Origin of the sequence: Streptomyces djakartensis, from assembly GCF_014651075.1 — a bacterium.
GTDB lineage: Bacteria > Actinomycetota > Actinomycetes > Streptomycetales > Streptomycetaceae > Streptomyces > Streptomyces djakartensis.
Genome location: NZ_BMWE01000006.1, coordinates 221,275 through 246,841 on the forward strand (window position 1 = coordinate 221,275; position 25,567 = coordinate 246,841).

Consider the following 25,567-nt stretch of genomic DNA (forward strand, 5'->3'; position numbering starts at 1 on the left):
CAGGCTCAGCTCCCCGTCGGCCGTACCACCGTGGCCGCGGTGCGCAGCAGGATGCAGACGTCCTGCCACAGGGACCAGTCGTCGATGTACGCGTTGTCGAACCGGCAGCGGTCCTCGATCGAGGTGTCGCCGCGCAGCCCGTGGATCTGGGCGAGGCCGGTGATGCCGGTCCGCATCCGGTGGCGGAGCGCGTAACCGGGGTAGGCCTGGCCGAACTGCGCGACGAAGTAGGGGCGTTCGGGCCGCGGCCCGACCAGGCTCATGTCACCCCGGAGCACGTTCCACAGCTGCAGCAGTTCGTCGAGCGAGGTGCGCCGCAGCATCCGGCAGAACCAGCGCATCTCGTTCTCGTTCGCCACGCTCCACCGGGTCGCCGACTCGTGCTCGTCGACCGGGCGGTGGGTGCGGAACTTCAGCAGCGTGAACGCCTCGCCGTTCTTGCCGATGCGCTCCTGCCGGAACACCACGCCCGGCCCGTCCATGATGCGCAGCGTCACGGCGAAGGCCAGCAGCACCGGGCTGACCAGCAGCAGCAGCGACCCCGACACGAGGATGTCGAGCGCCCGCTTGCCCGCGCTGCCGCGCCGGACCGGGGACATGTCCAGACGCCGGCAGGGGAAACCGGCCAGCCGCTCCCGCGCCGCGTACGACGGGGAGCCGGCGTCGACCTCCCACACCGCGCAGCCGGACTCCGCCAGCGCCCGCAGCAGCGGCTCCTGCTCGGCCCGGACGGAGGGGTGAACGGCCAGCACCGCCCGCACCCCGTTCTGGATGACCGCACGCTCGACCTCCTCGGCCGTCGTCAGCACCGGAAGGCTCTCGCTCCCGTCCGGCTGCTCGGCGACGATCCCCACCGGCCTCACCCCGCACCGCGGGTGACGCAGTACGGCGGCGGCCACGCGCTGCGCGGTCGCCGCCGGGCCGAGGACGAGAGCGGCGCGCGGATGGCGCACCAGTGCGGCGCGCCGTCGCGCGTGCACGGCCCCGCGCAGCACACAGGCGGCCGCCACCTGCGAGGCGAGACCCGTCAGCACGGCACCGGGGGACAGCGCCTGTTCCGGCCGGTACGCCGCCAGGAGCGCCCCGAGCGCCAGCCAGGCCACCGCGACCCGGCCGCACACGGCGGGCAGTTCCTCCAGCAGCCCCGGTACCGGCGGCCGTCCGTCGTGCCGGCGCAGCAGCAGGGAGAAGACGACCAGCGAGACGACGAGCAGTGGCAGGGGACGCGCACCGGCGAGCGCCGGCACCCCCGCCAGAGCGGCGGCGCCGTCCGCGAGGAGCAGTGGCACGGGCGAGGGCGGCCGTGCCGGGCGCCGTGGGGCGGACAGCCGGAAGCCGACGGCGGTACCGCGCGGCGGCATGACCGAGACTGGTGAGGATCCGTGGCCCCGCGGCGGTACACCGGGGGAGGGCAGGGTACGTTCGGCGGTCACGAGTGGATGGACTCCCTGTACTCGATGGGCTCGACGCGCTGCGTCGCCCGGTGCTCGGCACCGGGGGCGGCCGCGGTCCACGGGCCGAGCAGGTCGCGATAGACGTCCGAGACGGCCTCAGCGGTGTGCCGCACGTCGTGGGTGGACAGCACGTGCCGGCGGCCCTGGTCGCCGAGCGTCTCGCGCAGCAGCGGGGCCGCCAGCAGCTCGGTGACGGCCCCGGCCAGCGCCGCCGGGTCCTCCGGCGGAACAAGGCACCGGGCCGCGAAGGAGGGCGGCAGGCTCTCGCGGGCGCCGTCGACGTCCGTGACCACCACGGGGCGCCCGCAGGCCATCGCCTCCAGCGGCGCCAGGGCCATGCCCTCCCAGCGGGACGGCAGGACGACGAGATCGGCGGCCTGGTACCAGGGGGAGGCGTCGGGGACCGCTCCCACGAACACCACGGATTCCGGGGCCTCTTCGCGGAGCCGGTCGCGGTCCGGGCCGTCGCCGACCAGGACGAGACGGGCCTCGGGCACCCTCTGCACGACGGCTTCCCAGGCCCGCAGCAGGACGTCCTGTCCCTTCTGCCGGCACAGCCGCCCCACGCACACGGCGAGCGGAGCCGCCGGGTGGACACCGGCGAGCGGCGCGAGCCGGGCCCGCGCGGTGCCGGCGGCGGCCGGGTGGAAGCGGTCGGGGTCGATGCCGTTGGGGACGACGGTCCACCGGCCGGTGATCCCGGCGTCCACGCCGGTCGCCCGCTCGGCCTCACTCACACACAGCACACGTGAGGCCCAACGCGCTCCCCAGCGTTCCCACCTGAGCGCCAGGGCGGCGGTGCCTCCGCCGACCGCCTCGAACGACCAGGCGTGCGGCTGGAAGACCGTCGGGATCCGCCCGCGTACCGCGAGCCGTCCGGCGAGGCCGGCCTTCGCGCTGTGCGCGTGCACCAGGTCGGGCCGTACCTCGTCGATCACCCGTGCCAGGTGCCGTACCTCCCGGACGAGCGACGCGCCCGGCGACCGTGTCGCGTGCCAGTGCCGCACCCGCGCGCCCAAGGTCCGCAGTCTCGTGGTGAGAACGCTGTCGGGGCAGGCCACCGTGACGTCCAGGCCCTCCGACAACTGCGCCCGGACCAGGTCCGCCACGACGCGTGCGACGCCGCCGTCCACCGGCTGGGTGAGGTGCAGGACTCTCGGGGGAGGGGCGGTGGGCGACGGGTGCATGCGCTCGGATTCCTCGTTCGCGGTGATGGTCTCGGAGACCGGCAACGAACTCACCGTCGTGCGTCGACGGCGGCGAAGAGCACGCCGGCCCACGCGGCGTCCCGCTGCGTACGGAGCCGGAAGGTCATCTGGTCACCGGCGTTCCGCAGGCTCTTCGCGAGGTCGAACACATCGGAGTCGTAGCCGAGGGTGTTGGCGTACGCGGGCACACGCGCCGCGTCGTCGCCGGGCTCGCTGATGGTCGAGTTCAGGACGTCGTCCTCGGGGTTGGCGCCGTTGCCGAGGGCGATGGCGGACCCGGACTCGCCGGCCGTCAGGGTGAGCGAGTCGCCGGTCGCGCCACGGTCGCCGTCGTACGCCACCAGACCCGCACGCCCCCACGCGTCGGCGGCGAAGCCGACATCACGCAACCGGACCTCCGGCGCCGGGCCGGACAGCGGTACGAAACCGTCCCAGAGCGAGAGGTGCCGCAGCGGCTCCGACGGGTTCTCGTACGCGACCACCAGCGTCCAGCCGCCCCACGCCCCGGCCGGCGACTGGCCCATGGCCACGTTGACCTGCGCCACGGTGTACAGGCCCGGCCCGCTCTCGCGCACCAGCTGCGTCACGTCCGCCGAGGCCTGGAAGGCGTCGGCGCTGTCCGTCACGCGGTGGCCGACAACCGTGTCCGCGAGGACCTCCTTGTACTCCCCGCCGGGTTCGGCGATCAGTACCCGCCCGTTGTCCTCCGGTGGCTTCTGTTCGCCCACGCGCAGGTTGCCGCCCCAGTACAGGCGCGCGTACGTCACCCGGGAGCCGGTGGGCAGGCGGACCTCCCCGCGGGAGGCGTTGTACGTGTTCGGGTCGCGGTCGACGTCGATGTAGAACATGTCGAAGTCGCCGTTCACTCCGTGCTTGCCTCCCCGCACGTCCGTGCAGGAGGACGTCTCGGCGGCGCGGCAGGTGATCGACGAGTTGGCCGCGCGTGCGATGCCGCCGTGTTGCAGCGCGCGGTACCGCTCGGTGAAGGCGATGCTGTCCGACTCCGGCGCGGGTGGCGCGGCCGGAGCGGCGATCGGGGAGCTACTGGCCGCCCACACGGCGGCAAGGCTGAGAACGCCCACGGTCGCACGACGGAACAGCGGGCCCAGGCTATGGCGCATGACCGGTCAATGCCCTTTCGGAACAGGTGGCCGTGGCGGCAGCGCCACGAGTGCGAGGTGTCCGCGCTGAGGAGTGCGTCGGGCGGTTCGCAACTCTAGACAACAATCGGACATAGGCTATGAAATTCGAAGATATCTGGCACGTGTGTCGGAATCGTACTGACAGGGTGTTAACCCGACGGAGCGTGAGCGGTTGCGGGAAGCCACGGTTGCTTTCACGGTGGGCTCAAGATCCAAACCGTCGAAAGGAATCCCCCATGTGCGCTCTGCCCGCATGGCGCATCGCCTCCAGCGCACTGTGCGCCACTCTCCTGGTCGGGATCGCCGGCCCCGCCGCCATGGCGGCCGAACCGGCCCCCGAGCATCGCCATGCGGCGTCATCGCCCGGTGCGCGGCCCACTGACACGGATGCGCGACTCGAACAGCTCAGAAAGCTCTACGGGGACGAATTCGCCCCGGTGGTCGACCTCCTGGTCGCCGCGCTCAAAGCGAACAACGGCCAACTGACCGCCGCCGAGGCCAGAAAGGTGGCCGAGGCCGCGAAGGCGGCTCTGGCCGAGATGGCCGCCAAGATCCGGATGGAGGCAGCCACTCCGAGCACGTCGGCCCCGGCGACGGACGTCCTGCCGTCGGATCCCGTCACACTGCCGTCGGCCCCTGTCGCACTGCCGTCGGCTCCCGTCGCGGCCGCCACCGAATCACCGAGCGACGCGTCGGACACCCTGGAGAGCGCGCTGGACGAGGTGGAGCAGGCCGTCGACGACCTCCTGTCGGCGCTCGGCGCCCCTGACGAGACGTCCGAATCCGACACCGCGTCACCGCCCTCGGTCGACGACCTGCTGAGCGAGGTGGACGACCTCATCGACGCGCTGATCGACAGAGACCCGGCAGAGCAGGCCAAGCCCGAACCGACGACGCTGCCCAGCCTGTGGCCACTGACGTCGCCGCCTTCGCTGTCGCCCGTCACGCTCCCCGCGATCACGTCGGCGCTACTGGACTCGTAACCGCCGTGCGACACGGCTCCCGCCCGTTCAGTCGTGGTGCCGCCCATCAGGGTGGCACCACGACTGTTCTCGTTCCTGCGTCGCGTTCCGGGATTTGATATGAGAACTCGCGATCTTCGGCGTCTCCGGTTTCCGCCTCGCCGGCGGCTCGTTAGGCACGGCGAACGAATCCCCCTCCGGTGACACGCGTTGCCGAAGAAAGGAACACGATGAAGTCCCTGAAGGCTGCCGCCGTCCTTGCCGGGTCCTTGATCGCCGCCACGGCCGCCACGCCGGCGTTCGCCCACAACACCGCTCCCACCCTGGCCGCCCCGGGACAGAGCGCCCCTGACGCGGCGCCCGCCACCCAGGCCGCTCCGGCTCCGGTTTCGGCTCCGGTTTCGGCTCCGGCTCCGCAGAGCGCCCCGGCTGCGGCGCCCGCCGCCCAGGCCGCTCCGGCTCCGGTTTCGGCTCCGGCTCCGGCTCCGCAGAGCGCCCCGGCTCCGGCCCCCGCCCCGCAGAGCGCTCCCGCCCCGGCCGCCGCCCCGGCCCCGCAGAGCGCCCCGGCCCCGGCTCCCGCCCCGCAGAGCGCCCCGGCTCCCGCCCAGGCCCCTGCCGCCGAGAGTGCTCCGGCTGCGGCCCCGGCTCCGCAGACCGCCCCCGACCTGGCGGCCACGGACCTCAACGGCGGCGTGAAGACCAAGCTCCCCCTCGAGGCGAGCGCCACGGGCAGCAAGTCGCTGCTCCCCACGGTGAAGGAGACCGCGGCCGCGGTGAACGAGGCCAAGCCGCTGCGCGGCAATCTGTGGATGTAGGGCTACGCCCCCCGCGTACGGAGTCGGCCCTCGGCAAGTCCGAGGGCCGACATCTTTGTGTACGGCAGTTGCCGCGCGGGGGTGACCGCGTGGGGCGTTCGGCGGTTACGGCTACGGATCAACCGAACCGGACGAGGAGCGAGCCATGGTCGTCAGCGTCAGCGCCGGCGGAGTGCCGGTGGGTGCCGAGGACGGGGCACCGGACCCGGCACGGCCCGCGGCCGTGGGCGGAACACGGCGGGAACTGGCGCGCGGACTGTACTCGTGCGCACTCCTCGCCGCCCTGACCTCGGCGTCCGCGGCCCCCCGGCCTCGGACCCCCCGGCCCGGGACCGCCCCGGGGGACACGGCCTTCGACGTCGCCTACCGCGGCCGCCGCATCAGCGGTCGGTGGTTCCCCGGATGCGGCACGGCCGAGGCCGGCCGGTGGCATGTCACCGTGGACGGCCGCCCCCTGCATCTGATGCGCCGTGCCGACGGCACCTGGCTGAGCATGGTGGACCACTACTGTTCGTACCCGACACCGCTCGATGCGGCCCGCGCCGCCGTCGATGAACTCGGTCCCGGCCGGCGACCGGTGGACGGTGGGAACCAGAACAGGGATCATCAGCATGGCGTACGTGCGTAAAGACGCCTCCACGCTGACCAGGGCCGAGAAGCGCCGGTTCGTCAACGCGCTGCTGGAACTCAAACGGCGCGGCGAGTACGACGAGTTCGTGCGGATGCACATCGCGCACTTCGCTTCCGACGGCGAACGCGGACTGCGCACCGCGCACATGGCGCCTTCCTTCCTGCCCTGGCACCGCCAGTTCCTGCTCGAGATGGAGCGCGCGCTGCGCCGAGTGGACCCGTCGGTGACCCTGCCGTACTGGGACTGGACACGCGACCGCACGACCACCTCCGTCCCTTGGACGGCGGACCTTCTCGGCGGCAACGGGCGCCGGTCCGACCGCCAGGTGATGACAGGCCCGTTCGCCTATCGGCAGGGAAACTGGCCCATCAGGGTGAGCGTGACCGACGAGAAGTTCCTCACCCGGGACCTCGGCAACCCGCGAGCCCCGGTCGACCTGCCCACGAAGAGGGAACTGGAGTGGGCGCTGAAGGAACCCGCCTACGACGTGGCGCCCTGGGACTCGACGGTCACACGAGGATTCCGTAACAGACTGGAGGGCTGGGGCACCGGCCGGGGCAAGACCTCCTGGCGCAATCACAACCGAGTGCACCGCTGGGTCGGCGGGGCCATGCTCGGTGCCGCCTCCGTCAACGACCCTGTCTTCTGGCTGCACCACGCCTACGTCGACCTGCAGTGGTACCGCTGGCAACGGCGTCACCGCGGAGCCCGCTACCTCCCCGCCACACCACCCGGCCCCGGCGACGAGCAGCACGCCCGGATCGTGGCCCGGCACCAGAGGCTGCCGCCGTGGGACGTGTCGCCGGACGAGCTCGAGGACGTCGGCCGGATCTACCGGTACGGGTGAGTGAGCACGTCCAAGAGGAGAGCCCCGGCGTTCGAGGACGCCGGGGCTCTCTGGTGACGACGACAGACGTCAGTGGCCGTACCCCTGGTGCGCCTTCTCGGCGTGCTTCTTGTCGCTCTTCTTGGCGCTCTTGCCGTCGTCCTTCTTGTCGTGCGCCTTGACGTCCTTCTTGTCGCCCGCCTTGTCGTCCTTCTTGACGTCCTTGTGAACGTCCTTGTGCACGTCCTTCTTGACGTCCTTGTGCACGTCCTTCTTGAGGTCCTTCGCGAGGTCCTTCTTGTCGTGCGCCTTGTGCTGCTTCTCGTCGTGCGCCTTGACGCTCTTCTTGTCGTGCTTGTCGACCGCCTTGTGCTGCTTCTTGGCGCGCGACTCGTGCTTCTTCTCGCCGTCGTTGTTCTCGCAGACGGTGCCGGCGGCCCGGTTGAGACCGCCGACGAGGGTGACGGTGTTTCCGCACACGTTGATCGGCGCGTGGATCGGTACCTGGATCACGTTGCCGGACAGGGTGCCGGACGAGTTGAAGGCGGCGGCCTTGGCGTCGGCGTCCGCAGCGGCGACACCGGGCATGCTGAGCACCACGGCGCCCGCGCCAAGAGCGAGAGTGCCGACCTTCGCGATGCGAGACATAGAGACGTTCTCCTTGTTGACTCGGTGAGTGCGGTAGCGGAATGAGCGATCGCACTTCCCCTTCAACGCGTCGGCTTCGCACCGGTCACGGCAGCTACCTCCGGATCACCCTCTTTGCCCGAGATGCGTGCGCCGCCGGACCCGGCCACCCGGTTCGACCACCCGGGGGACAGATCGCAGTGCCCTGACCTGCGACCTCTCGAAAAATCTAGACATTCGAGCGTTTCATCATCAAAACCGACAAACGGCACCGTATGTTCATGACCGTCAGCGCTCAGCTCATTACGGGCTGCGCCTACTCATGAAACGGAGAGGTAATGCGCAAGTACCAGAAGGCCGCGGTCGTCGCGGCCATGCTCGGCAGCGTCAGCTTCCTGGGTGCCGGCGTCAGCCACGCCGGCGACGACGGTCGCAAGCTGCTCGAGAGCGACCAGACTCAGCTGTGCTCGGCGGACGAGATCAACATCACGGGCAGTGAGACGGGCGCCGTCTTCGCCCCGGTCAACGGCGCCGGCCTCCAGTTCAACGACCTGAGCGACCGCAACACGGTGAACTGCGCCCAGATCTTCGGGCTCGGCGGCTGATCACCCACCAGGTGATCCAAGTGGGCCCCGGGGCTCGAGTCGGCTGCCCGAGCTCCGAGGCCTGCTGCTTGGTGACATAGATATGTCCCGGTTCATTACGGATTGCGTTTTTTCACGTACGGGCGTTTCGTGCGCCCGGGAGCCGCAGTCATCGCCTACAGTGAGGACTGTCGGTGACCGGTCCATTACGGACTGTGTCGACGCGAGAAACGGAGACGTAATGCGCAAGTACCAGAAGGCTGCGGTTGTCGTGGCCATGCTCGGCAGTGTCAGCTTCCTGGGTGCCGGTGTCGGCCACGCTGACGGGGACCCGAAGGTCAAGCTCGACAACAAGCAGAGCCAGGAGTGCTCGGCGGACGAGGTCAACATCACGGGCAGCGAGACGGGCGCCGTCTTCGCCCCGGTCAACGGTGCCGGTCTCCAGGTTGTCGACCAGAGCGAGCGCACGTCGGTGGAGTGCGCGCAGCTCTTCACCATCGGCCGGTAATCACTGGCAGCTGATCCAACCAGGCCCCGGGGTTCGAGCCGAGTGTTCGAGCCCCGGGGTCTGTCCGTTGTGTGGCGCGGCGACGCACACGCGGAGTGTCGCCCGGTGCCGAATTTATCCAAATGAGAGAGCAATGGGCGTTTCGCTCGGCAAAGAGCAGAAAACCGCCCACTAAAGTGAGTGCTGTCGGTGACCAGGCCGTAACGGACTGTGTCGACACGAGAAACGGAGACGTAATGCGCAAGTACCAGAAGGCCGCGGTCGTCGTGGCCATGCTCGGCAGTGTCAGCTTCCTGGGTGCCGGCGTCGGTCACGCTGACGGGGACCCGAAGGTCAAGCTCGACAACAAGCAGAGCCAGAAGTGCTCGGCGGACGAGGTCAACATCACGGGCAGCGAGACGCTCGAAGGCTTCGCCCCGGTCAACACCCTCGGCCTCCAGGTTGTCGACCAGAGCGAGCGCACCTCGGTGGAGTGCGCGCAGGTCTTCACCGTCGGCCGGTAATCACTGGCAGCTGATCCAAGGCACACCCCGGGGCTCGAACCAGGTGTTCGAGCCCCGGGGTTCCTGTTTGGTGCGGACGCTCGGGTCGTCACTCGTATGCCCGTATAAATGACAGATTATGGATCTTTTGGGGAAGTACGCATCACGCGTGTTTCGCTCATCAACACCCTGAAACATCCCCTACAGTTGACAACTGTGCGCGGTCAGTCGGTTACTGACTGCGACGAAACGAGAACGGAGAAGTAATGCGCAAGTACCAGAAGGCGGCAGTCGCCGTGGCCATGCTCGGCAGCGTCAGCTTCCTGGGCGCCGGCGTCGGCCACGCCGCGGGCGGGGACTCCAAGGCCAAGGCCGACAACCCCCAGCAGAACCAGCAGAACCAGAAGTGCTCCGCGGACGAGACGAACTTCTCGATCATCAACGTCGGCGACGTGAATGTCGTGGTCAACGCCCTCGGGCTCCAGTTCGTCGACCAGAGCGAGCGCAAGTCGGTGGAGTGCACTCAGGCCGTTCCCGCCGGCAGGTAGTCGCTTCTCGGCGTTCCCGGTCCAAGTGTCGGGAACGCCACCGCAGTCCAGTCACGGGGGCCGACGGTAAAAGGAAAAGGCAGATGTTCAATTCGAAGAAGATCGCGGCGGCAGTGGGTGTACTGGGGAGCTTCGCTCTGATCGGTGCCGGAGCTGTGCAGGCCTTCGCTGATGACAGCGCCGGCGGGTGCGTCGACAACGGCAACGGCTACACGCGCTGTTCGCAGGTGAGGGAGTACCAGGTCACCAGCGACAAGCGCGGAAACATCACCGTCGTCAACGACTCGACGCAGAGCTGTCCTGCCTCGGGTGGCCAGATCGCCTGCGTCAGCAGCTTCTCCGTCCCCGACAAGAAGTCCTGACGTCAGACCGAGACGGCCGAGGCGCCTTCGTCGTCGGCACCAGTCGCGCAAGCCCACTCGTACATACGGGGGTGGCCGGGAGCTGAAGCGTCCCGGCCATCCCCGAATGTGTTGCACCAGGCGGTGTAGCCGCTTCGGAACTAAGGTTCGGTGACTCAGTGCTGGAAATCGTGAGTGACACCATCAGCCACCATCTCGCCCGGGCCGCGGCACGAACGCCCGAAGAGACAGCGTTCACTTTCGTGGACTTCAGCACCGACCGTGACGGAACCCCCTCCACTCTGACGTGGCGCCAACTGGAGAAGCGGGTCCGTACCCTCGCTACGGCACTGCGTCATACCGGGGCGGCCGGCGAGCGCGTGGCCCTCGTGGCACCGCAGAACCTGGACTACGTGGTCGGCTTTCTCGCAGCCACGTGCGCCGGCGCGATCGCCGTTCCCCTCTTCCCCCCGGCCCTGCCGGGTCACGCGGAGAAACTCGCCGCCGCGCTCGCCGACGCCGACCCGGTGCTCGCCCTCACCAGCCCGGGCTCGCTCCAGGCCACAGAGAAGTTCTGCGCCAACCAGAACGGCCTGCGCCTGCGCGTGGTCACCGAGCGTGAACTGGTCTCAGAACCGGCACCCGGGGGCGTACCGGAGGGTGAGGAGACGTTTCATCCGCGCCCCGGGGACTGCGCCTATCTGCAGTACACCTCCGGCTCCACCCGCGTGCCGACCGGGGTGGAGATCACCCACGCCAACGTCTGCGCCAACGCACGCCAGGCATTGGAGGCGTACGACATCCGCACCGGGCGCAACTGCACCGTCGGCTGGCTTCCGCTGTATCACGACATGGGGCTGGTGCTGGCGATCGCGATGCCCGTCGTCGGCCACGTCCCCTCGGTCCTCATGGACCCGTTGGCCTTCGTGCAGCAGCCCGTCAGGTGGCTGCGTCTGCTCACCCAGTACCCGGGAGCCCTCACCGCCGCTCCCAACTTCGCCTACGACTACTGCGTGCGCCGCGTCACCGACGAGGAGCGGGGCGAGCTGTCCCTGGGGTCGGTGGCCGCCATGGTGAACGGCAGTGAGCCCGTCGCCGAGCAGACGCTGCGTCGGTTCCAGGAGGCCTTCGCACCCGTCGGCATGGCCCGCGCGGTCATGCGCCCGTCCTACGGGCTGGCCGAGGCGACCGTGTTCGTCTCCGCCTCACCGGCCGGGACGGCACCGAGCGTCACCTGCTTCGACCGTGAGGCGCTGGCGGACGGCGCCGCGCGTGTCGTCGAGGCCACCGAGACACGGGCCGTGACCCGCCTGGTCGGTTGCGGACTGCCGACCGGTCAGGAAGCCGCCATCGTCGACCCGGTCACCCGCGTCCGTCTCGAGGACGGGAACGTCGGCGAGATCTGGCTGCGCGGGCCCAACGTCGGACGGGGCTACTGGGGACGCGCGGAAGAGAGTGAAGCCACCTTCCGCGCCACCCTCCACGGCGACCGCGAGCAGCAGCACTGGCTGCGGACCGGCGATCTCGCACTGCGGCACGACAAGCAGCTCTACATCACCGGCCGCATCAAGGACCTGGTGATCATCGACGGCACCAATCACTATCCGCAGGACATCGAGCAGACCGTCGAGAGCGCCCACCCGGCCGTCCGCCGCCACCACACCGCGGCGTTCTCCGTCCTCACCGATGACGGAGAGCGTCTCGTCGTCGTCGCCGAGCACGCCCGTGACCTCGCGGCCCCCGAGGGGGTCCTGGAAGAGGTGACTCGTGCTGTCCGCGCGGCGGTGTCCGCCGGTCACGCCGTCGCCGTCCATGACTTCGTCCTGGCCGAGCCCGGCACCGTACCCCAAACCACCAGCGGCAAGGTCGCCCGCGGAGCATGCCGCGAGCGCTACCTGCAAGGGGCCTGGAGCCCGGACCCGCGAGGACAGAAAGCGGGAGTCACCGCATGAACCAGCCAGGCGGACACCAGAAGCCCGTCCCGGTCGGCCGATCCCGACCGGACGTCACCGCACTGCGGAACGCGCTGGTGCGGATGGTCTCGGACATCAGCGGCATCTCTCCGGACCAGCTCGACGACGCCCGCCCCTTGGCGGAGTACGGCCTCACCTCCCGCGACGCCGTCGGACTGACCGGCGAGCTGGAGAAGATACTGGACCGGTCACTGCCCGCCACGCTGCTGTGGGAACACCCCACCATCGGACAACTGGTCAGTGCTCTGACGATCGCTGGCACCGCTGACAACGCCGACAACGCCGACACCGCGGAGACCGACGAGCGGTCCGACACGTACGGCGAAGCGGCCACGGCCGTCACGGCCGGCACAGACGACCACGCCATCGCCATCATCGGCATCGGCTGCCGCCTGCCCCCGAACGTGCGGGGGCCGGACGCGCTCTGGGAGCAACTCCTGGCGGGAACGGACGCGGTCGGCCAGGTGCCCGCCGGACGCTGGCGGAACTTCAGCGGCACGGCGCCCGACGTCACCGCCCTGATGGAGTCCACCACACAGTGGGGCGCCTTCCTCGACGACATCGAGGGCTTCGACGCGGACTTCTTCGGCATCACGCCCCGCGAGGCCGAGGTCATGGACCCCCAGCAACGGCTGGTGCTCGAAGTCAGCTGCGAGGCGCTGGACCATGCGGGGGTTCCCGCCCACGCCCTCCGGTCCAGCCGCACCGGCGTCTTCGTCGGCCTCAGTGCCCTCGAGTACGGGCAGCTGACCACCTCCGACCCCGCGCGCCTGACACCGTGGACCAGCACCGGAGCGGCCGGCAGCATCGTCGCCAACCGCGTGTCCTACCTGCTCGACCTCCGCGGGCCCAGCATCACCACCGACTCGGCCTGCTCGTCGTCGCTCGTGGCCGTGCACCTGGCCTGCCGCAGTCTGCGCGACGGGGAGTGCGACACGGCCCTGGCCGCGGGGGTCAACGTGCTGCTGTCCCCGTCCGTCACGGCGTCGTTCGAACAAGCCGGTGCGCTGGCCGCGGACGGCAGGTGCAAACCCTTCGACGCCGCGGCCGACGGAATCACCCGCGGTGAGGGCTGCGGCGTCGTCGTGCTCAAGCGTCTCGCCGACGCCCGGCGCGACGGCGACCGCGTGCTCGCCGTCGTCAGGGGAACCGCCGTGAACCAGGACGGCCGGTCGGCCGGCCTCATGGCACCCAACCCGGCGGCGCAGGAGGAGCTGCTGCGCGACGCCCTGCGGGACGCGCGGACCGACGCCGCCGACATCGACTATGTCGAAGCGCACGGTACGGGCACCCTGCTGGGGGACCCCATCGAAGCAGCCGCCCTCGGAGCGGTCGTCGGCCGGGGCAGACCGCCCGGCCGGCCCCTGCTCATCGGATCGGTCAAGAGCAACCTGGGCCACCTCGAAGGCGCGGCCGGCATCATCGGCCTGATCAAGACCGCGCTGGCCCTGCATCACGGCCGTATCCCGTCCACCCTCCACTTCCGCAGCCCCAATCCCCACATCGACTTCTCCGAGCTGGGTCTGCGCGTGGTCACCGAACCGACCGTCTGGCCCGGCCCGGGGAGCCGTCCGGGGCGGGCCGGCGTGTCCGCCTTCGGGTTCGGCGGCACGAACGCCCACGCCGTCCTCGAACAGGCGCCGCCAACCCTTCCGGGGCCCGCCCGGACTTCGGAGACCGAGGACGAGGAAGGCGACCATCCCTACGTTCTTGTGGTGTCCGCCCGTTCCCCGGACCGGCTCGCCGACGTGGCCGCGAGCCTGTCGCGGTGGGTGGCCGCCGACGACGCGCCCGCGCTCGGCGACATCGCCCACACCCTCGCATCGCATCGCCGTGGCCCGTCCTGCGCCGCCGTCGTCGCGCGGACCCGCCCCGAGGCGGCCGCCAGACTCGCCGCGCTGGCCCGGGGCGAGACGGTTCCGGGCGTGGTCGCCGCGTGCACCGACGCGGGAGCGGCCCGGTCGGGCGTGGCGCGCCGACCGGTCTTCGTCTTCTCCGGCTACGGCTCACAGTGGAAGGGCATGGGGCGGCGGCTGCTGACCGGCGACTCCCGCTTCGCCGCCCAGGTGGCCGCGCTCGACCCGGTGTTCCGCGCGGAGACCGGCTCGGCACTGACCGACCTGCTCGCGGCCGATTCCGAGCGCACGGTGGACCGGACCCAGCCGCTGCTCTTCGGCATCCAGCTGGCCCTGGCACAGACCATGCGGGCCTACGGCGTGGAACCCGCGGCCGTCATCGGCCATTCGATGGGCGAGGTCACGGCCGCCGTGGTGGCCGGTGCTCTCGACGCCGCCGACGGGCTGCGCGTCATCGCCCGCCGGTCGGCGCGCCTCGCCGGCATCGACGCCGAGCAGGCCGGCGCCATGGCCGCGATCGAGCTGCCCGCACCGTCCCGGACGGACCTCCTCAGCCGCTTTCCCGGTGTGGACGTCGCCGTCCACTCCTCACCGCAACGCTGCACGGTGGCCGGGCCGGCACACGCGGTGCGCGACCTGGTGGACGAGTTGTCCGAGCAGGGGCACCTGGCCCGGCTGCTGGACGTCGGCGGAGCCGGACACTCGGCCGCGGTCGATCCCATTCTGCCGCCACTGCGCGACGACCTCGCCGCGCTGCGCCCGAGCGCACCCACGACGCCCTGGTACAGCACGGTCCTGGAGGACCCCCGCGCCGTCCCGGCTGCGGACGCGGGCTACTGGTGCGCCAACGTCCGTCGCCCGGTGCGTCTGCAACAGGCGGTGACCGCGGCCACCGAAGACGGCCACACCCTCTTCCTGGAGATCTCGCCCCACCCCATCGCCGTCGTCCCGCTCACCGAGACGCTCGACGCCACCCCGGTCGCCGACCGGGCCCTGGTCGTCCCGACCCTGCACAAGAACGCGGACGACACCGTCGCCGTACGCGCCGCGCTGGCCAGACTGCACTTCGCGGGCGTCGCCCTGGGCACCGGCCTGTGGCCCACCGGCGCCCGCACCGCGCTGCCCACTCCGGCCTGGCGTCACCGGCGGTTCTGGTTCCCCCGCCCCACCACCTCGACCTCCGTCGGCGGCCACCCCCTGCTGGGCGTACGCGCCGACGACCCGCGGACCGGCGTCGTGCTGTGGCAGGGCGATGTCGGCACCCGCCGGCACCGCCCCGGCAGCACGGTCCACGACCAGGCGGTGCTGACCCTCGCCGAGGCCGCGGAGCTGGTGATCGAAGCCGGCCTGGAACTCTGGGGCCGGGAGGGCCTCACCCACCTCGGCATCGAGGACCTGCGGATCCACCAGTGGCTCGCCCTCTCCGGCAGCACCCCGCTGACCACGGTGTGGGAACCCGCCTCCGGCACCCACGGGACCGTCACCCTGCACGCCCGCGGCGCCGGAACCGCCTGGTGCTGCCACGCCTCGGCCCGTATCACCCGCGATCCCGAGCCCCCGCGCGAGCACCGGCCCGCGCAACAGGCCCCGGACTTCGTCCAGTCCCTCACCTCCGAGGACCTGCCGCACCCGCACGGGCCGTTCTACGCGCAGCTGCTGACGACCATGCTGGAAGCGCCGAGTGCGGCGGGGGCCACCGCGCACGCCGTCCCCGTCGCGGTACGGACCTTGCACATCAAGGGGCCGGGCCTCCTCGACAGCGGATACGACATCCGCCGCACACGCGCCGTCGCCGGCTCCGCGGACACCGACGTCGACCAGTGGCACGTCACCGCCCAGGGCGCCGAGAGCGAGCTGACCGCCCGGTTCGTGCAGCTGCGCCCCCTCGAGCGTCAGGAGGTGCCCCGGCCCCTGGAGACGTGGACCTACGACATCCAGTGGCAGAAGTCCGCCGTCCCCTTGCCGCTGGACCTGCGGCGGGCCCTCCTCCTCAGCGACGCGCCGGACACCCCGGAGGGCATCAGCGCCTCGCTCGCGTCGACCCTGCAGGCCCGGGGCGTCGACGTCACCCAGGCACGGGACGACGCCTGCGACGCCGCACTCGACGCCTGGCTGCGAACCCCGCACGACGACGGCCCGAGCGCCGTCGTCCTGCTCTTCCCCCCGTCCGAACGCGACGACGACATGCGGCCACTGCGCACGGCCGCACGGGTGGCCCGCCGCCTCGCCGGCGGAACACACCGGCGGCCGCCACGCCTGTGGATGACCACCGTGCTGGCACAGGCCACAGGACCGGGGGAGCCCGGGGCGCCGCATCTCGCCTGCCTGCGCGGGCTCGTCCGGGTCATGACACTCGAACACCCCCATCTGCGCACCTCGCTGGTGGACATCGACAGACAACCCGGCGCGGTCGGTGACCTCGTCCAGGAGCTCCTGGCCGACGGCGCCGCCGATGAGATCGCCTGGAGGGCCGGCACCCGCCTCACCGCCCGCCTCACCCGTGCCGACCTCACCCCTCAGGGCAACCACGACGTGGCGTTCACACGTCCTGACGGCGCCTACATCATCACCGGCGGGCTGACCGGCCTCGGCCTGGCCACCGCGGCACGGCTCGCCGAGCAGGGCGCCGGCCGTGTCGTCCTGAACGGACGTCGTGCCCCCGGGCCCGAAGCCCGGTCCGTCCTGGACGGACTGCGGGAGCGGGGAGTCTCCGTCGCCGTGGTCCGGGGCGACATCGCGGAACCGGATGTCGCCACCGGCCTGGTGCGTGCCGCCGTCGAGGAGGGCCACACCCTGCGAGGCGTCGCACACTGCGCGGGTGTGCTGCACGACCGCCTGATCACGGACCTCGAACCGGCCGACCTCGACCACGTGCTGCGGCCGAAGACCGTCGGGGCCCGGAACCTGGAGGCGGCCCTCGCTGGCCACGACCTGGACTGGTGGGTGATCTACAGCTCCGCCGCGGCACTGATCGGCTCGCCGGGACAGGCCGCGTACGCGGCCGCCAACGCCTGGCTCGACGCCATGGCCCACCACCGCAGAGCCGCCGGCCGGCCGGCGACCGCCATCGCCTGGGGCCCCTGGGAGAACGTCGGCGCGGCGGCCGCGAACCCGGCGCTGGTCCTGGAGCCCATCCACCTGAACGAGGGCATGGACGCCCTGCAGGCGCTGGTCACTCTCGACCGCACGCACGTCGGCGTCGTGCACCTCGACGCCGGCCGTGTCCTCGCGGCGTTCCCCGGCCTGTCAGCGATCCCCTTCTTCAGCGACGTTCTGGAGGACAGCGCGCTCGGCGCCGACGACTGGGTGGGCCCCTCCGGCATCGCGGCCCTCGGCGGTTCCGCCCCGGAGACGGTGTACGCGCGCCTGGTCAAGAGAACGGCGGCCATCATGGGGTTCGGCGCCCGTGAACTGGACGAGGCGACCGCGCTGACCGAACTCGGTCTGGACTCCCTGATGGCGGTGCGGATCCGCAACGCCCTGCGCCAGGACTTCGGCGTCGACCTGCCCGGCCCCCGCCTGCTGCGGGGTGCCTCCCTGCGCGAACTCGGCGGCGCGGTGCTGGAACAACTCGGCCTCGGCTCCGAGGTACCGACGGCCGCCTCCCCACCGGCGGAGCCCGGCGGCGTCCGGCGGACACAGCCGCCGGCGCCCTCGCTGCCCGGTTCCCTCAGTGCCCGGGACCCGGCCGAGCGGCTGGTCGCGAGCGCCTGGTCCGAGGTCCTGCGCCGCGGGCCCCGGGACGTGCACGAGGACTTCACCGCCGCCGGAGGGGACCGGCACGCCGCCGAGGCCCTGGTGGACGTCATCCGCCGGCGCCTGGGCGACGACACGGAGCTGAGCCTGACCGGCGACGACGTGCTCGCCCACCGGACCGTCGCGGCCGTCGCCGAACTGATCAGGCCGGTGGTCAACCGAACCGGCCCGTCGGCACTCACCACGCTGCGCCCCGCTGCCCCCGGCTCGCCGCGGCCCCCGCTGTTCACCTTCCACCCGGCCGGCGGACCGACCTCGGTCTACCTGCCCCTGACAGGGCTGCTGCCGGCCGACCAGCCGGTGTTCGGGCTGGAACGCGTCGAAGAACTGAACACCGTGGAGGACAAGGCAGCCCACTACCGCGCGCTCCTGCGTGACATCCAGCCGGAAGGGCCCTACCACCTGCTCGGCTGGTCCTTCGGAGGCTGCCTCGCATACGAGGTGGCCCGCCAACTGAACGAACTGGGACAGGACATCGGGTTCCTCGGGCTGATCGACACCATCCTGCCCGCCGCTCTGCCGCAGCAGGATTCACCGGAGTTCCTGCTGGAGCGCTTCGGCCGATTCGCCGAGTACATCGAGAAGACGTACGGCCAACGCCTGGAACTGCCCTACGAGGAGCTGGCGGCGACGCCGGACGAGCGGCAGATCGACGTGATCATGCGGCTCGTCGCCGACGCCGGCCTCGACATGAGCCCCGGGGTCATGGAGCACCAGCGGACCTCGTACGTCGACGCCCGTGTCGGCGAACGGTACGTGCCCCGCCCCCACGACGGCCACGTGGTGCTCTACCGCGCCCAGCGGCCGCAGCAGCTCACCACCGCCCTGGACCCGCGCTACCTCCGGCAGGAGGCGGACCTGGGCTGGGCGCCCCTGTGCCGGTCCCTGGAGATCGTCCCCGTCGAGGGCGACCACCTGTCCCTCATCGACCCACCCCATGTCGAGACCATCGCCCGGCACCTGGTCCGGGCCATCGGGGCGCTGCCCGGCCAACGTTGAGCCGGCGTCTGTTCCGTGGGGGTCACCCGCGGAACAGACGCAACCGCTCCTCACCCATCCGGGCCCGGGCCTCGGGGTCGGTGACGCCGAGGCCGGGGCGGGGAGCCAGACACAGCACACCGACCTTGCCGATGTGCTGGTTGGTCTGGACGGCCCGGGTGGCCGCCCCCACCTCCGACAGCGGGTACGTCGTCGACAGGGCGGGAACCAGGCTGCCCAGGGTGATGAGCCGGTTGACCTCGCACTGCTCGTGAAGGTTGGCGCCGTGACTGCCGATGATCCGCTTCAGCCGCATCCACAGATACCGGTTGTCGTAGGTGTGCTCGTAACCCGTGCTGGATCCGCAGGTGACGACCGTTCCGCCGCGTCTGGCCAGGAACACGGAGGCTGCGAAGGTCTCCTTGCCGACGTGCTCGAACACGATGTGCGGGTCCTCGCCGACCGCGTCGCGGATCGCCCTCCCCATCCTCTTCCACCCTTCGGGGCGCCGCAGGAGGGTGTCGTCCCCGTCCAGGATCTCCCGGCGGTTGATGACCGCGTCGCATCCCAGTGACCGGAGCAGACGGGCCTTGTCGTCGGAGTTCACCACGCCCACCGGGATACCGCCTCCGTTGCGCACCAGCTGCACGGCGTAGGACCCGAGCCCGCCGGTCGCACCCCAGACCAGCACGATGTCACCCTGCTTCATCCGCGCCCCGCGGTCACTGACCAGCATCCGGTAGGCGGTACTCGCGCACAGCGGGTTGACGGCCGCTTCCTCCCAGGTCAGAGCTGGAGGCTTCGGCATCAGCTGGCTCGCCCGGACGACGGCGTAGTGCGCCAGACCGCCGAAGTTCGTCTCGAACCCCCACGCCTTCTGCCCGAGCCCGAGCATGCCGTCGTGGTGGGTGTCGGGGTCCTGCTCGTCGACATAGGCCGGCGAGATCGAGACGTGGTCACCGACCTTCCACCTGCGCACGGACGATCCGGTACGGACGATCACGCCCGAAGCGTCGGACCCCACGATGTGGTACGGAAGGTCGTGGCGCGCCTCCCATCCTCCGGCCTTCCCCATCGCCTTGAGGAACTGGAAGGTGGGCAACGGCTCGAACATGGCCGTCCAGACCGTGTTGTAGTTGATCGCGCTCGCCATCACGGCGATCAGAGCCTCGTCCGGAGCGAGTTCCGGCATGGGGACGTCCCCCACGCTGAGGGACTTGCGTACGTCCTTGTCCTCGACGCCCTCGAACATGCCGACGTCGGCGGCGCGCACACAGGCCGCCGGGAAGTGGTCCGGGAGAGGGAGCGACTCGAGGGCCGCCGCGTCCGCACCTGCGATGACCGCTTCGGACAGGGACGAAGTCATGTCGGCTCCAATCTTGATCACGTCTCACGACTGTTTCCCAAGAGAACCGCTGATCCGACGCCCCGCAACCGCTGCTCTGCTGTACGGGCGACTGCCCTTGGCCGACCGGAGTGTCTGCCGGTGGCGGACGGTGGTTTTCGTCATGCTCCGAACCGTGTGGGCATATTTTCTGAAGTATTCGAGAACGTACCTGGTGTGCCTGGGGCTCGTCGCCGCCCTCGTCTCGACCGAGGCGCATGCGGCCGGACGGAGCCCGGCAGGCGCGCCCGGGCCTCCCGGTGCGGAGGCTCGTGTCACCGCCGTGCGAACGATCGACGACCGGACGCGCGACCTCACCGTGAGTTCACCGGCCATGGGCAGGTCCATCCCGGTCCGGGTCATCCTTCCGGCGAGCTGGAGCCAGCGGCCGGAAGCCACCTTTCCGGTTCTCTACATGCTGCACGGCGGCGCCGACGACTACACGGCCTGGACGCGTGAGACGGAGGTGGAAGAGCTGTCGCGGAAGGCCGATGTGCTCATCGTGATGCCCGACGCCGGAATGGACGGCTACTACAGCGACTGGTTCGCCGGATCGCCCCGCTGGGAGACCTTTCACACCGTCGAACTGGTGCGGCTCATGGAGAAGGAGTACCGGGCCGGCTCGCCGCGCGCGGTCGTGGGACTGTCCATGGGCGGTTTCGGCGCACTCAAGTACGCGGCACGCCATCAGGGACTGTTCCGGTACGTGGCGGCGATGAGTTCCTACGTGGACCTCAACGACCCGATCGTGCGCCTGGTCATCGGACTCGGCTCCTTCGCGGCCGGTGTCGACATGAACAAGGTGTGGGGGGACCCGGTGCGCAACGCCGATGTCTGGCAGTCCCACAACCCCGCCGCCATGCCGGGGTCCTTCCGCGGAACGCGCGTCCATCTGTCCGTCGGCACCAGCTTGCCCGGACCGCTGGACATGGGGCGTTCTCCCGACGTCATCCTCGTCAGCATGCTGGGCGAGGCGGCGCTTCCGGAGCAGATCAGGAAGTTCGCCTCCGCGCTGCGCGCGGAAGGAGTCCAGGTCACGACGCATCAGTATGAGCCGGGGACGCACTCCTGGCCGTACTGGCGGCAGGAACTCCACCGCATCTGGCCCACGGTGATGGAAGTGCTCGGGCTGCCGGACACGGGTTCCCGGGACGGGCGTCAGGCTTCCTTGCGGGCTAGGATCCGGTAGGCCTGCCCGCCCCGCACCGCCCCCAGGAAGGGGGCGATCGCGAGGTCGGCCGCGGCCGCCGCGGCGATCAGCGGGACGGAGCACGTCCAGATGGCCGCGTGGGCCAGGGCCCGGGTGCGGGTCGGAGGTGTCCGGGACCAGGGATACCGGGGGCTCGGCGTCCAGGAGCGGAAGCGCTCCACGACGGCGCCGCAGAAGTCCCCGCCCGGGCGTCCGGTGACGCGTTGCTCCACCACCATGGTGAAGCCCCGGTCCAGCAGCGCCTGCCGGAGATTGGTGAAGGGCATCAGGTGCACGTGCTGCGGCTGCATCCAGGGAATCCAGTGGCGGCCCAGCAGCCGGCTGAGCGAACTCTGCGGGTCGGGGACCTCGATCACCAGGTGACCGCCCGGCTTGAGGACGCCCCGTGCCGCCTCCAGCTCGGCTCGTGGGTCCAGGGTGTGTTCGAGGTAGTGGAACATGCTCACCACGTCGTAGGCGCCGTCCAGGGACGCGGCCAGTTCGGGGAAGTCGCCCCGGTGACCGCGGTGCACCCAGCCATACTTCTCGGCCCGCTCCACGGCCTCGCTGCGGTCCAGGCCGTGAAAGACGGTCCGCGGCCAGACGTCCTGGGCGACGAGGCAGAAGTGGCCGTGTCCGGCCCCCACGTCCAGCCACGTCCGGGGCGCGGCGTGCGGGTGCAGGAGGCGGGCGCGATCGCGGTAGGCGGAGCCCTGGAGGGCGAACACCTTCTCCATCTGCCGTTCACCGACGCCGTCGTAGCAGTCGCGGTAGTAGAAGTCGAGGCCGGCCGGGTTCAGCCGCGGATTCTGGAAGGTGTGGCCGCAGTCCGCGCACTCCTCCAGGGTGAACCGGCCCGGTTTTCCCTGGTACATGTCCCGTGCCGTCACGCGGTGTCTCAGGTCGGACGACCCGCACCACGGACAGGTAGCGCGACGCGGCTCGAAGAACCGCTCGACACCCCGGGCGATCTCGGCCCGGTATTCCGCGCGGAGGCCGGGGTGCGGGTCGGCCGGGCCGCGCAGAGCGTGCGCCGCCCGCGCGGTGCGCAGCCAGTCACCCGGCCCCAGCACGGGCCTGAGCCAGGTGGCGCGGCGGCGGTCGGCGGGAGCGAACCGGCTACCGCGCACCAGCGCCGGCTGCAGTGCGTAGCCGGCCAGCGCGGCCGCTCCCCAGGCCGGGGCCGCCGCGAGGCAGGCGACGGTGAGCGTGCCGGCGGCCAGGCGTCCCGCCAGGATGGCCGACAGCGGGACGAAGGTGTTGCCCGGCCGGGCGGCGACGCGTTCGAGGGCGCCGCGGCGCACACTGCGAAGCCCGGGCGCGAGCGCGAATCCGGTCGCGGCCGGCGCGCACTTCTTCAGCCGCTCCAGGAGACCGGTGAGTTCGGCGGCCGGGAGCCCCGCGAGATCCGTGCCGGCGGGCAGCGGGGTGCCGAGTCGCTCCAGGACGGCAGCCTCCACGACGACGGCATGCTGGGCGCTCCGTCCGAAGGCCAGCCTGTCGCGCCGGAAGGTGCGGGTGTTCACCAGGCGGGCGAAGTCGAGCAGCTCCGCCGTCGGCAGGTCGCCCGGCAGCAGATCGAGTACCTTCAGCCCCTCCCGGGCGGCGAAGGCGCAGGCGGCGCGGCGGGTCTCGTCGTCCAGCCGCACCCCGGAGGCCAGCAAGAACCGGAAGTCCGGGGAGGGCGGATCCGCAGAGGGCTCGAGGAGACGCAGCCCGGACAGCCGGCGACGGAGCCGTACCGCGTTGAGGGCGAATCCCGTGCCGAGCGCTGCCGAGGTGAGCCGGGCCATGTTCCTTGGCATCAGTTTCCGTCCCGCCAGAAGGGGTCTTTTCCTCATCTTCGCCCGATGTGTCCGGGAACGTACCGCCCGATATGCCTATGGTCTGCCAATCGGGTAACGACCCGCAGGACATGGCACACCGGGGGTCGCACACCGGGAGTCGAAATAGCAGGAGAGGGGAACGGCGTGGGGCGAACAGTGGTGATCTTCGCCGCGGGCTCCCGGGGCGACGTCCAGCCCTGCCTGGCACTGGGCCGGGCACTTTCCCGGCGGGGCGACACGGTGAGAGTCCTGGCCAGTCGGCGCTACCGGCAGCTGATCGCCGAGGAGGAACTGGACTTCCACCCCCTCCCGGCCGACCCCGTGGAGATCATCGAGTCCGCCGAGGGGCAGGAACTCCTCGCCGGCTCACGCAACCCGGTGGCGTTCGTCCGCCGGATGGACCGGGTCCTGCGACCCCACATCATGCCGATGCTGGAGGAGACCCGGGCCGGAGCGGAGGGCGCCGACCTCGTTCTGGCGCCCACCTTCGGTTTCCTCGGCGTCCACCTGAGCCAGTACCTCCGCGTCCCGCACGCCGTCATCCACTTCCAGCCGAGCCAGCCCACCAAGGCCTTTCCGCACCCCCTCGCCCCGGCCGCCGCCATGCTGGGGGCCGTGGGGAACCGGCTCAGCTTCAGCGCGGTCGACCTCGGGTCCTGGACGCTGTGCCGGAGGTTCGTCAACACCTGGCGCCGGGACAGCCTGAGGCTGCCCGAGCTGTCGCTGCGGGCGCCTTTCCGGCACGTCCGCCGCGCACCCGTGCTGTGCGCGTTCAGTCCTGCGGTGGTGCCACGGCCGCCCGACTGGGGACCGAACGTCCACATGACCGGCTTCTGGCACCGCGACCGGCCGGAGTGGGAACCCCCGAGGCGCCTGCTCGACTTCCTGGCCGACGGGCCGCCGCCCGTCTACGTCGGATTCGGCAGCATGAAGACCCGCGATCCGGAAGCGACCGGCACCCTCGTCCGGAGGGCGCTGAGACGCGCGGGACTGCGCGGAGTGCTGAGCGGTGATCCCGCCACCAGCGACAGCGACATCCTCGTGGTCGGCGACACCCCGCACGACTGGCTGTTCCCCAGGACGGCCGCCGTCGTCCACCACGGAGGCGCGGGCACGACCGCCTCAGCGCTGCGCGCCGGCAGACCCTCACTGGTCTGCCCGTTCTTCGGCGACCAGCCCTACTGGGCCGCGCGGGTACGTGAACTCGGCGCGGGCCCCGCACCGTTGCCGGCCCGCGATCTCACCGTCCCCGCCCTCGCACAGCGCCTGCACGAGCTCACCCGACACCCTCCCTATGCCGAGGCCGCACGTCGGCTCGGCCATGCTCTGGCAGCCGAGAACGGCACCGCCCGGGCCTGCCAGGTCCTCGACGGACCTCTGGTCGTTCCCCGGTAGTGGCACGGGGCCTCAGGGCAACCGCCGTACGGGTGCGCCCGCGAGGAAGGCACGGATGTTCTCGACCGCCTGGCCGTAGTACGTCGTGTAGTTGGCCTGCGAGACGTATCCCAGGTGCGGGGTGGCCAGGAGGCGGGGGGCGGTGCGCATCGGATGGTCGGCGGGCAGCGGCTCGATGTCGAAGACGTCGACGCCGGCGCCGGCGATCCGGCCCTCGTGCAGGGCGGCGAGCAGCGCCGCCTGGTCGACGATGGCCGCACGCGAGGTGTTGACCAGATACGCGGTCGGCTTGAGGAGGGCGAGTTCGGCGGGGCCGAGCAGACCGCGGGTGCGGTCGCTCAGCGCGAGGTGGACCGAGACGAAGTCGCTGCTCGCGAGGAGCTCCTCCAGGGACGGGGCGAGTTCCGCGCCGACCTCGTCGGCGCGTCCCTTGGTGAGGTTCTGGCTCCACGCGCTGACCCGCATGCCGAAGGCGAGGCCGACCCGCGCCACGCGGCTGCCGATCTTCCCGAGGCCGAGGAGCCCGAGGCGGCGGCCGTGCAGGTCGGCGCCCACGGTGGACTGCCAGGGGCCGCCGGAGCGCAGGGAGTTGCTCTCCGTCACGACGCCGCGGGCCAGACCGAGCAGCAGGGCCCAGGTCAGTTCGACGGGCGGGGCGGAGGAACTCGCGGTGCCGCAGACGGTGACACCGTGCTCCTCGGCGGCCGCGTAGTCGATGACCGAGTTGCGCATGCCGGAGGCGACGATCAGTTTCAGCCGGGGCAGGCGGGCGATCAGCGACCCGGGGAAGGGCACGCGCTCGCGCAGGGTCACCACGATGTCGAAGCCGTCCAGGGCCGCGGCCAGGGCGTCCTCGCCGTCCAGGTGGGTGTCGAAGGGGACGACCTCCACGTCGTCCGCGAGCGGCGACCAGTCCGCGACCTCGGTCGCCACCCTCTGAAAGTCGTCCAGCACAGCACAGCGCAGCCGCACGTCACACCCCTTCCCCGGCCCGCCATCGGTCCAGGACCATGATCGGGGATCGGCCGGGCGGGAGGAAGGGCTCCCCGGCTCGGCGTGGGGCCCGGGGGTATGGGCGGTCG

Annotated in this window: 20 protein-coding genes; 13 read left to right on the top strand and 7 right to left on the bottom strand. The window is 71.2% G+C overall.

The genetic code is table 11. The annotated features are described in order from the left end of the window. Positions 1–5: 5 nt before the first annotated feature. The 3 genes from IE212_RS12635 to IE212_RS12645 are packed head-to-tail and all read right to left on the bottom strand — an operon-like array spanning position 6 to position 3,783. A complete protein-coding gene (locus tag IE212_RS12635) occupies positions 6–1,433 on the bottom strand; it encodes an exopolysaccharide biosynthesis polyprenyl glycosylphosphotransferase (protein WP_190197884.1) in 1,428 nt (475 codons plus the stop codon). Beyond that, positions 1,430–2,641, bottom strand: a complete 1,212-nt coding sequence (locus tag IE212_RS12640; RefSeq protein WP_190198008.1) for a glycosyltransferase — start codon at positions 2,639–2,641, stop codon at positions 1,430–1,432. The genes IE212_RS12635 and IE212_RS12640 overlap by 4 nt, the downstream gene beginning before the upstream one ends. Before the next feature lie 50 nt (positions 2,642–2,691). Beyond that, the gene (locus IE212_RS12645; RefSeq protein ID WP_190197885.1) at positions 2,692–3,783 is read right to left on the bottom strand and encodes a DUF3344 domain-containing protein; all 1,092 of its coding nucleotides are present in this window, start codon (positions 3,781–3,783) and stop codon (positions 2,692–2,694) included. A gap of 257 nt (positions 3,784–4,040) precedes the next feature. Between IE212_RS12645 and IE212_RS12650 the strand changes: the two genes are divergently transcribed. The 4 genes from IE212_RS12650 to IE212_RS12665 all read left to right on the top strand — a co-directional run bounded on the left by IE212_RS12650 (position 4,041) and on the right by IE212_RS12665 (position 7,059). Further along, positions 4,041–4,787 carry a hypothetical protein gene (locus tag IE212_RS12650; protein WP_190197886.1) on the top strand — a complete coding sequence of 249 codons (747 nt, stop codon included), beginning with the start codon at positions 4,041–4,043 and terminating at the stop codon, positions 4,785–4,787. Between the two features lie 209 nt (positions 4,788–4,996). Beyond that, a complete protein-coding gene (locus tag IE212_RS12655; RefSeq protein ID WP_190197887.1) occupies positions 4,997–5,581 on the top strand; it encodes a hypothetical protein in 585 nt (194 codons plus the stop codon). 145 nt (positions 5,582–5,726) lie between these two features. Further along, positions 5,727–6,209, top strand: a complete 483-nt coding sequence (locus tag IE212_RS12660) for a tyrosinase family oxidase copper chaperone (protein WP_190197888.1) — start codon at positions 5,727–5,729, stop codon at positions 6,207–6,209. Continuing rightward, positions 6,193–7,059, top strand: coding sequence for a tyrosinase family protein (locus IE212_RS12665; protein ID WP_190197889.1), 867 nt, complete (start codon positions 6,193–6,195; stop codon positions 7,057–7,059). Before IE212_RS12660 ends, IE212_RS12665 begins: the two co-directional genes overlap by 17 nt. 69 nt (positions 7,060–7,128) lie before the next feature. Here the strand turns inward: IE212_RS12665 and IE212_RS35525 are convergent, their stop codons facing one another. Further along, positions 7,129–7,686 (bottom strand): chaplin, encoded by a 558-nt coding sequence (locus IE212_RS35525; protein WP_190197890.1) that lies wholly within the window; start codon positions 7,684–7,686, stop codon positions 7,129–7,131. Between the two features lie 317 nt (positions 7,687–8,003). Between IE212_RS35525 and IE212_RS12675 the strand changes: the two genes are divergently transcribed. The 7 genes from IE212_RS12675 (at position 8,004) to IE212_RS12705 (ending at position 18,712) form a co-directional block, all read left to right on the top strand. After that, positions 8,004–8,270 (top strand): hypothetical protein, encoded by a 267-nt coding sequence (locus IE212_RS12675; protein WP_190197891.1) that lies wholly within the window; start codon positions 8,004–8,006, stop codon positions 8,268–8,270. Positions 8,271–8,490: 220 nt separating this feature from the next. After that, on the top strand, positions 8,491–8,757 hold the full coding sequence (locus tag IE212_RS12680; protein ID WP_190197892.1) for a hypothetical protein: 267 nt from the start codon (positions 8,491–8,493) through the stop codon (positions 8,755–8,757). A 236-nt stretch (positions 8,758–8,993) separates the two neighbouring features. After that, complete coding sequence (locus tag IE212_RS12685; protein WP_190197893.1) at positions 8,994–9,260, top strand: hypothetical protein; 267 nt, start codon at positions 8,994–8,996, stop codon at positions 9,258–9,260. A 245-nt stretch (positions 9,261–9,505) separates the two neighbouring features. Beyond that, the gene (locus tag IE212_RS12690; RefSeq protein ID WP_190197894.1) at positions 9,506–9,787 is read left to right on the top strand and encodes a hypothetical protein; all 282 of its coding nucleotides are present in this window, start codon (positions 9,506–9,508) and stop codon (positions 9,785–9,787) included. A gap of 83 nt (positions 9,788–9,870) precedes the next feature. Then, entirely contained in the window at positions 9,871–10,149 is a 279-nt protein-coding gene (locus tag IE212_RS12695) for a hypothetical protein (RefSeq protein ID WP_190197895.1), read from the top strand. Between the two features lie 170 nt (positions 10,150–10,319). Continuing rightward, positions 10,320–12,080 (top strand): fatty acyl-AMP ligase, encoded by a 1,761-nt coding sequence (locus tag IE212_RS12700; RefSeq protein ID WP_229864246.1) that lies wholly within the window; start codon positions 10,320–10,322, stop codon positions 12,078–12,080. After that, positions 12,077–18,712, top strand: coding sequence for a type I polyketide synthase (locus tag IE212_RS12705; protein ID WP_190197897.1), 6,636 nt, complete (start codon positions 12,077–12,079; stop codon positions 18,710–18,712). Before IE212_RS12700 ends, IE212_RS12705 begins: the two co-directional genes overlap by 4 nt. A gap of 22 nt (positions 18,713–18,734) precedes the next feature. Here IE212_RS12705 and ccrA read toward each other — a convergent pair whose 3' ends face one another. Beyond that, the gene (gene ccrA / locus IE212_RS12710) at positions 18,735–20,057 is read right to left on the bottom strand and encodes a crotonyl-CoA carboxylase/reductase (protein ID WP_190197898.1); all 1,323 of its coding nucleotides are present in this window, start codon (positions 20,055–20,057) and stop codon (positions 18,735–18,737) included. A 301-nt stretch (positions 20,058–20,358) separates the two neighbouring features. Between ccrA and IE212_RS12715 the strand changes: the two genes are divergently transcribed. Then, on the top strand, positions 20,359–21,264 hold the full coding sequence (locus tag IE212_RS12715) for an alpha/beta hydrolase (RefSeq protein ID WP_190197899.1): 906 nt from the start codon (positions 20,359–20,361) through the stop codon (positions 21,262–21,264). On the opposite strand, the gene IE212_RS12720 is transcribed toward IE212_RS12715, so the two are convergent. Beyond that, positions 21,234–23,069 carry a class I SAM-dependent methyltransferase gene (locus tag IE212_RS12720; RefSeq protein WP_190197900.1) on the bottom strand — a complete coding sequence of 612 codons (1,836 nt, stop codon included), beginning with the start codon at positions 23,067–23,069 and terminating at the stop codon, positions 21,234–21,236. The genes IE212_RS12715 and IE212_RS12720 overlap by 31 nt on opposite strands. A gap of 165 nt (positions 23,070–23,234) precedes the next feature. On the opposite strand from IE212_RS12720, the gene IE212_RS12725 reads away from it, so the two are divergent. After that, complete coding sequence (locus tag IE212_RS12725) at positions 23,235–24,485, top strand: glycosyltransferase (RefSeq protein WP_190197901.1); 1,251 nt, start codon at positions 23,235–23,237, stop codon at positions 24,483–24,485. 12 nt (positions 24,486–24,497) lie between these two features. On the opposite strand, the gene IE212_RS12730 is transcribed toward IE212_RS12725, so the two are convergent. Continuing rightward, on the bottom strand, positions 24,498–25,457 hold the full coding sequence (locus IE212_RS12730) for a D-2-hydroxyacid dehydrogenase family protein (RefSeq protein ID WP_190197902.1): 960 nt from the start codon (positions 25,455–25,457) through the stop codon (positions 24,498–24,500). Positions 25,458–25,567: the final 110 nt, after the last annotated feature.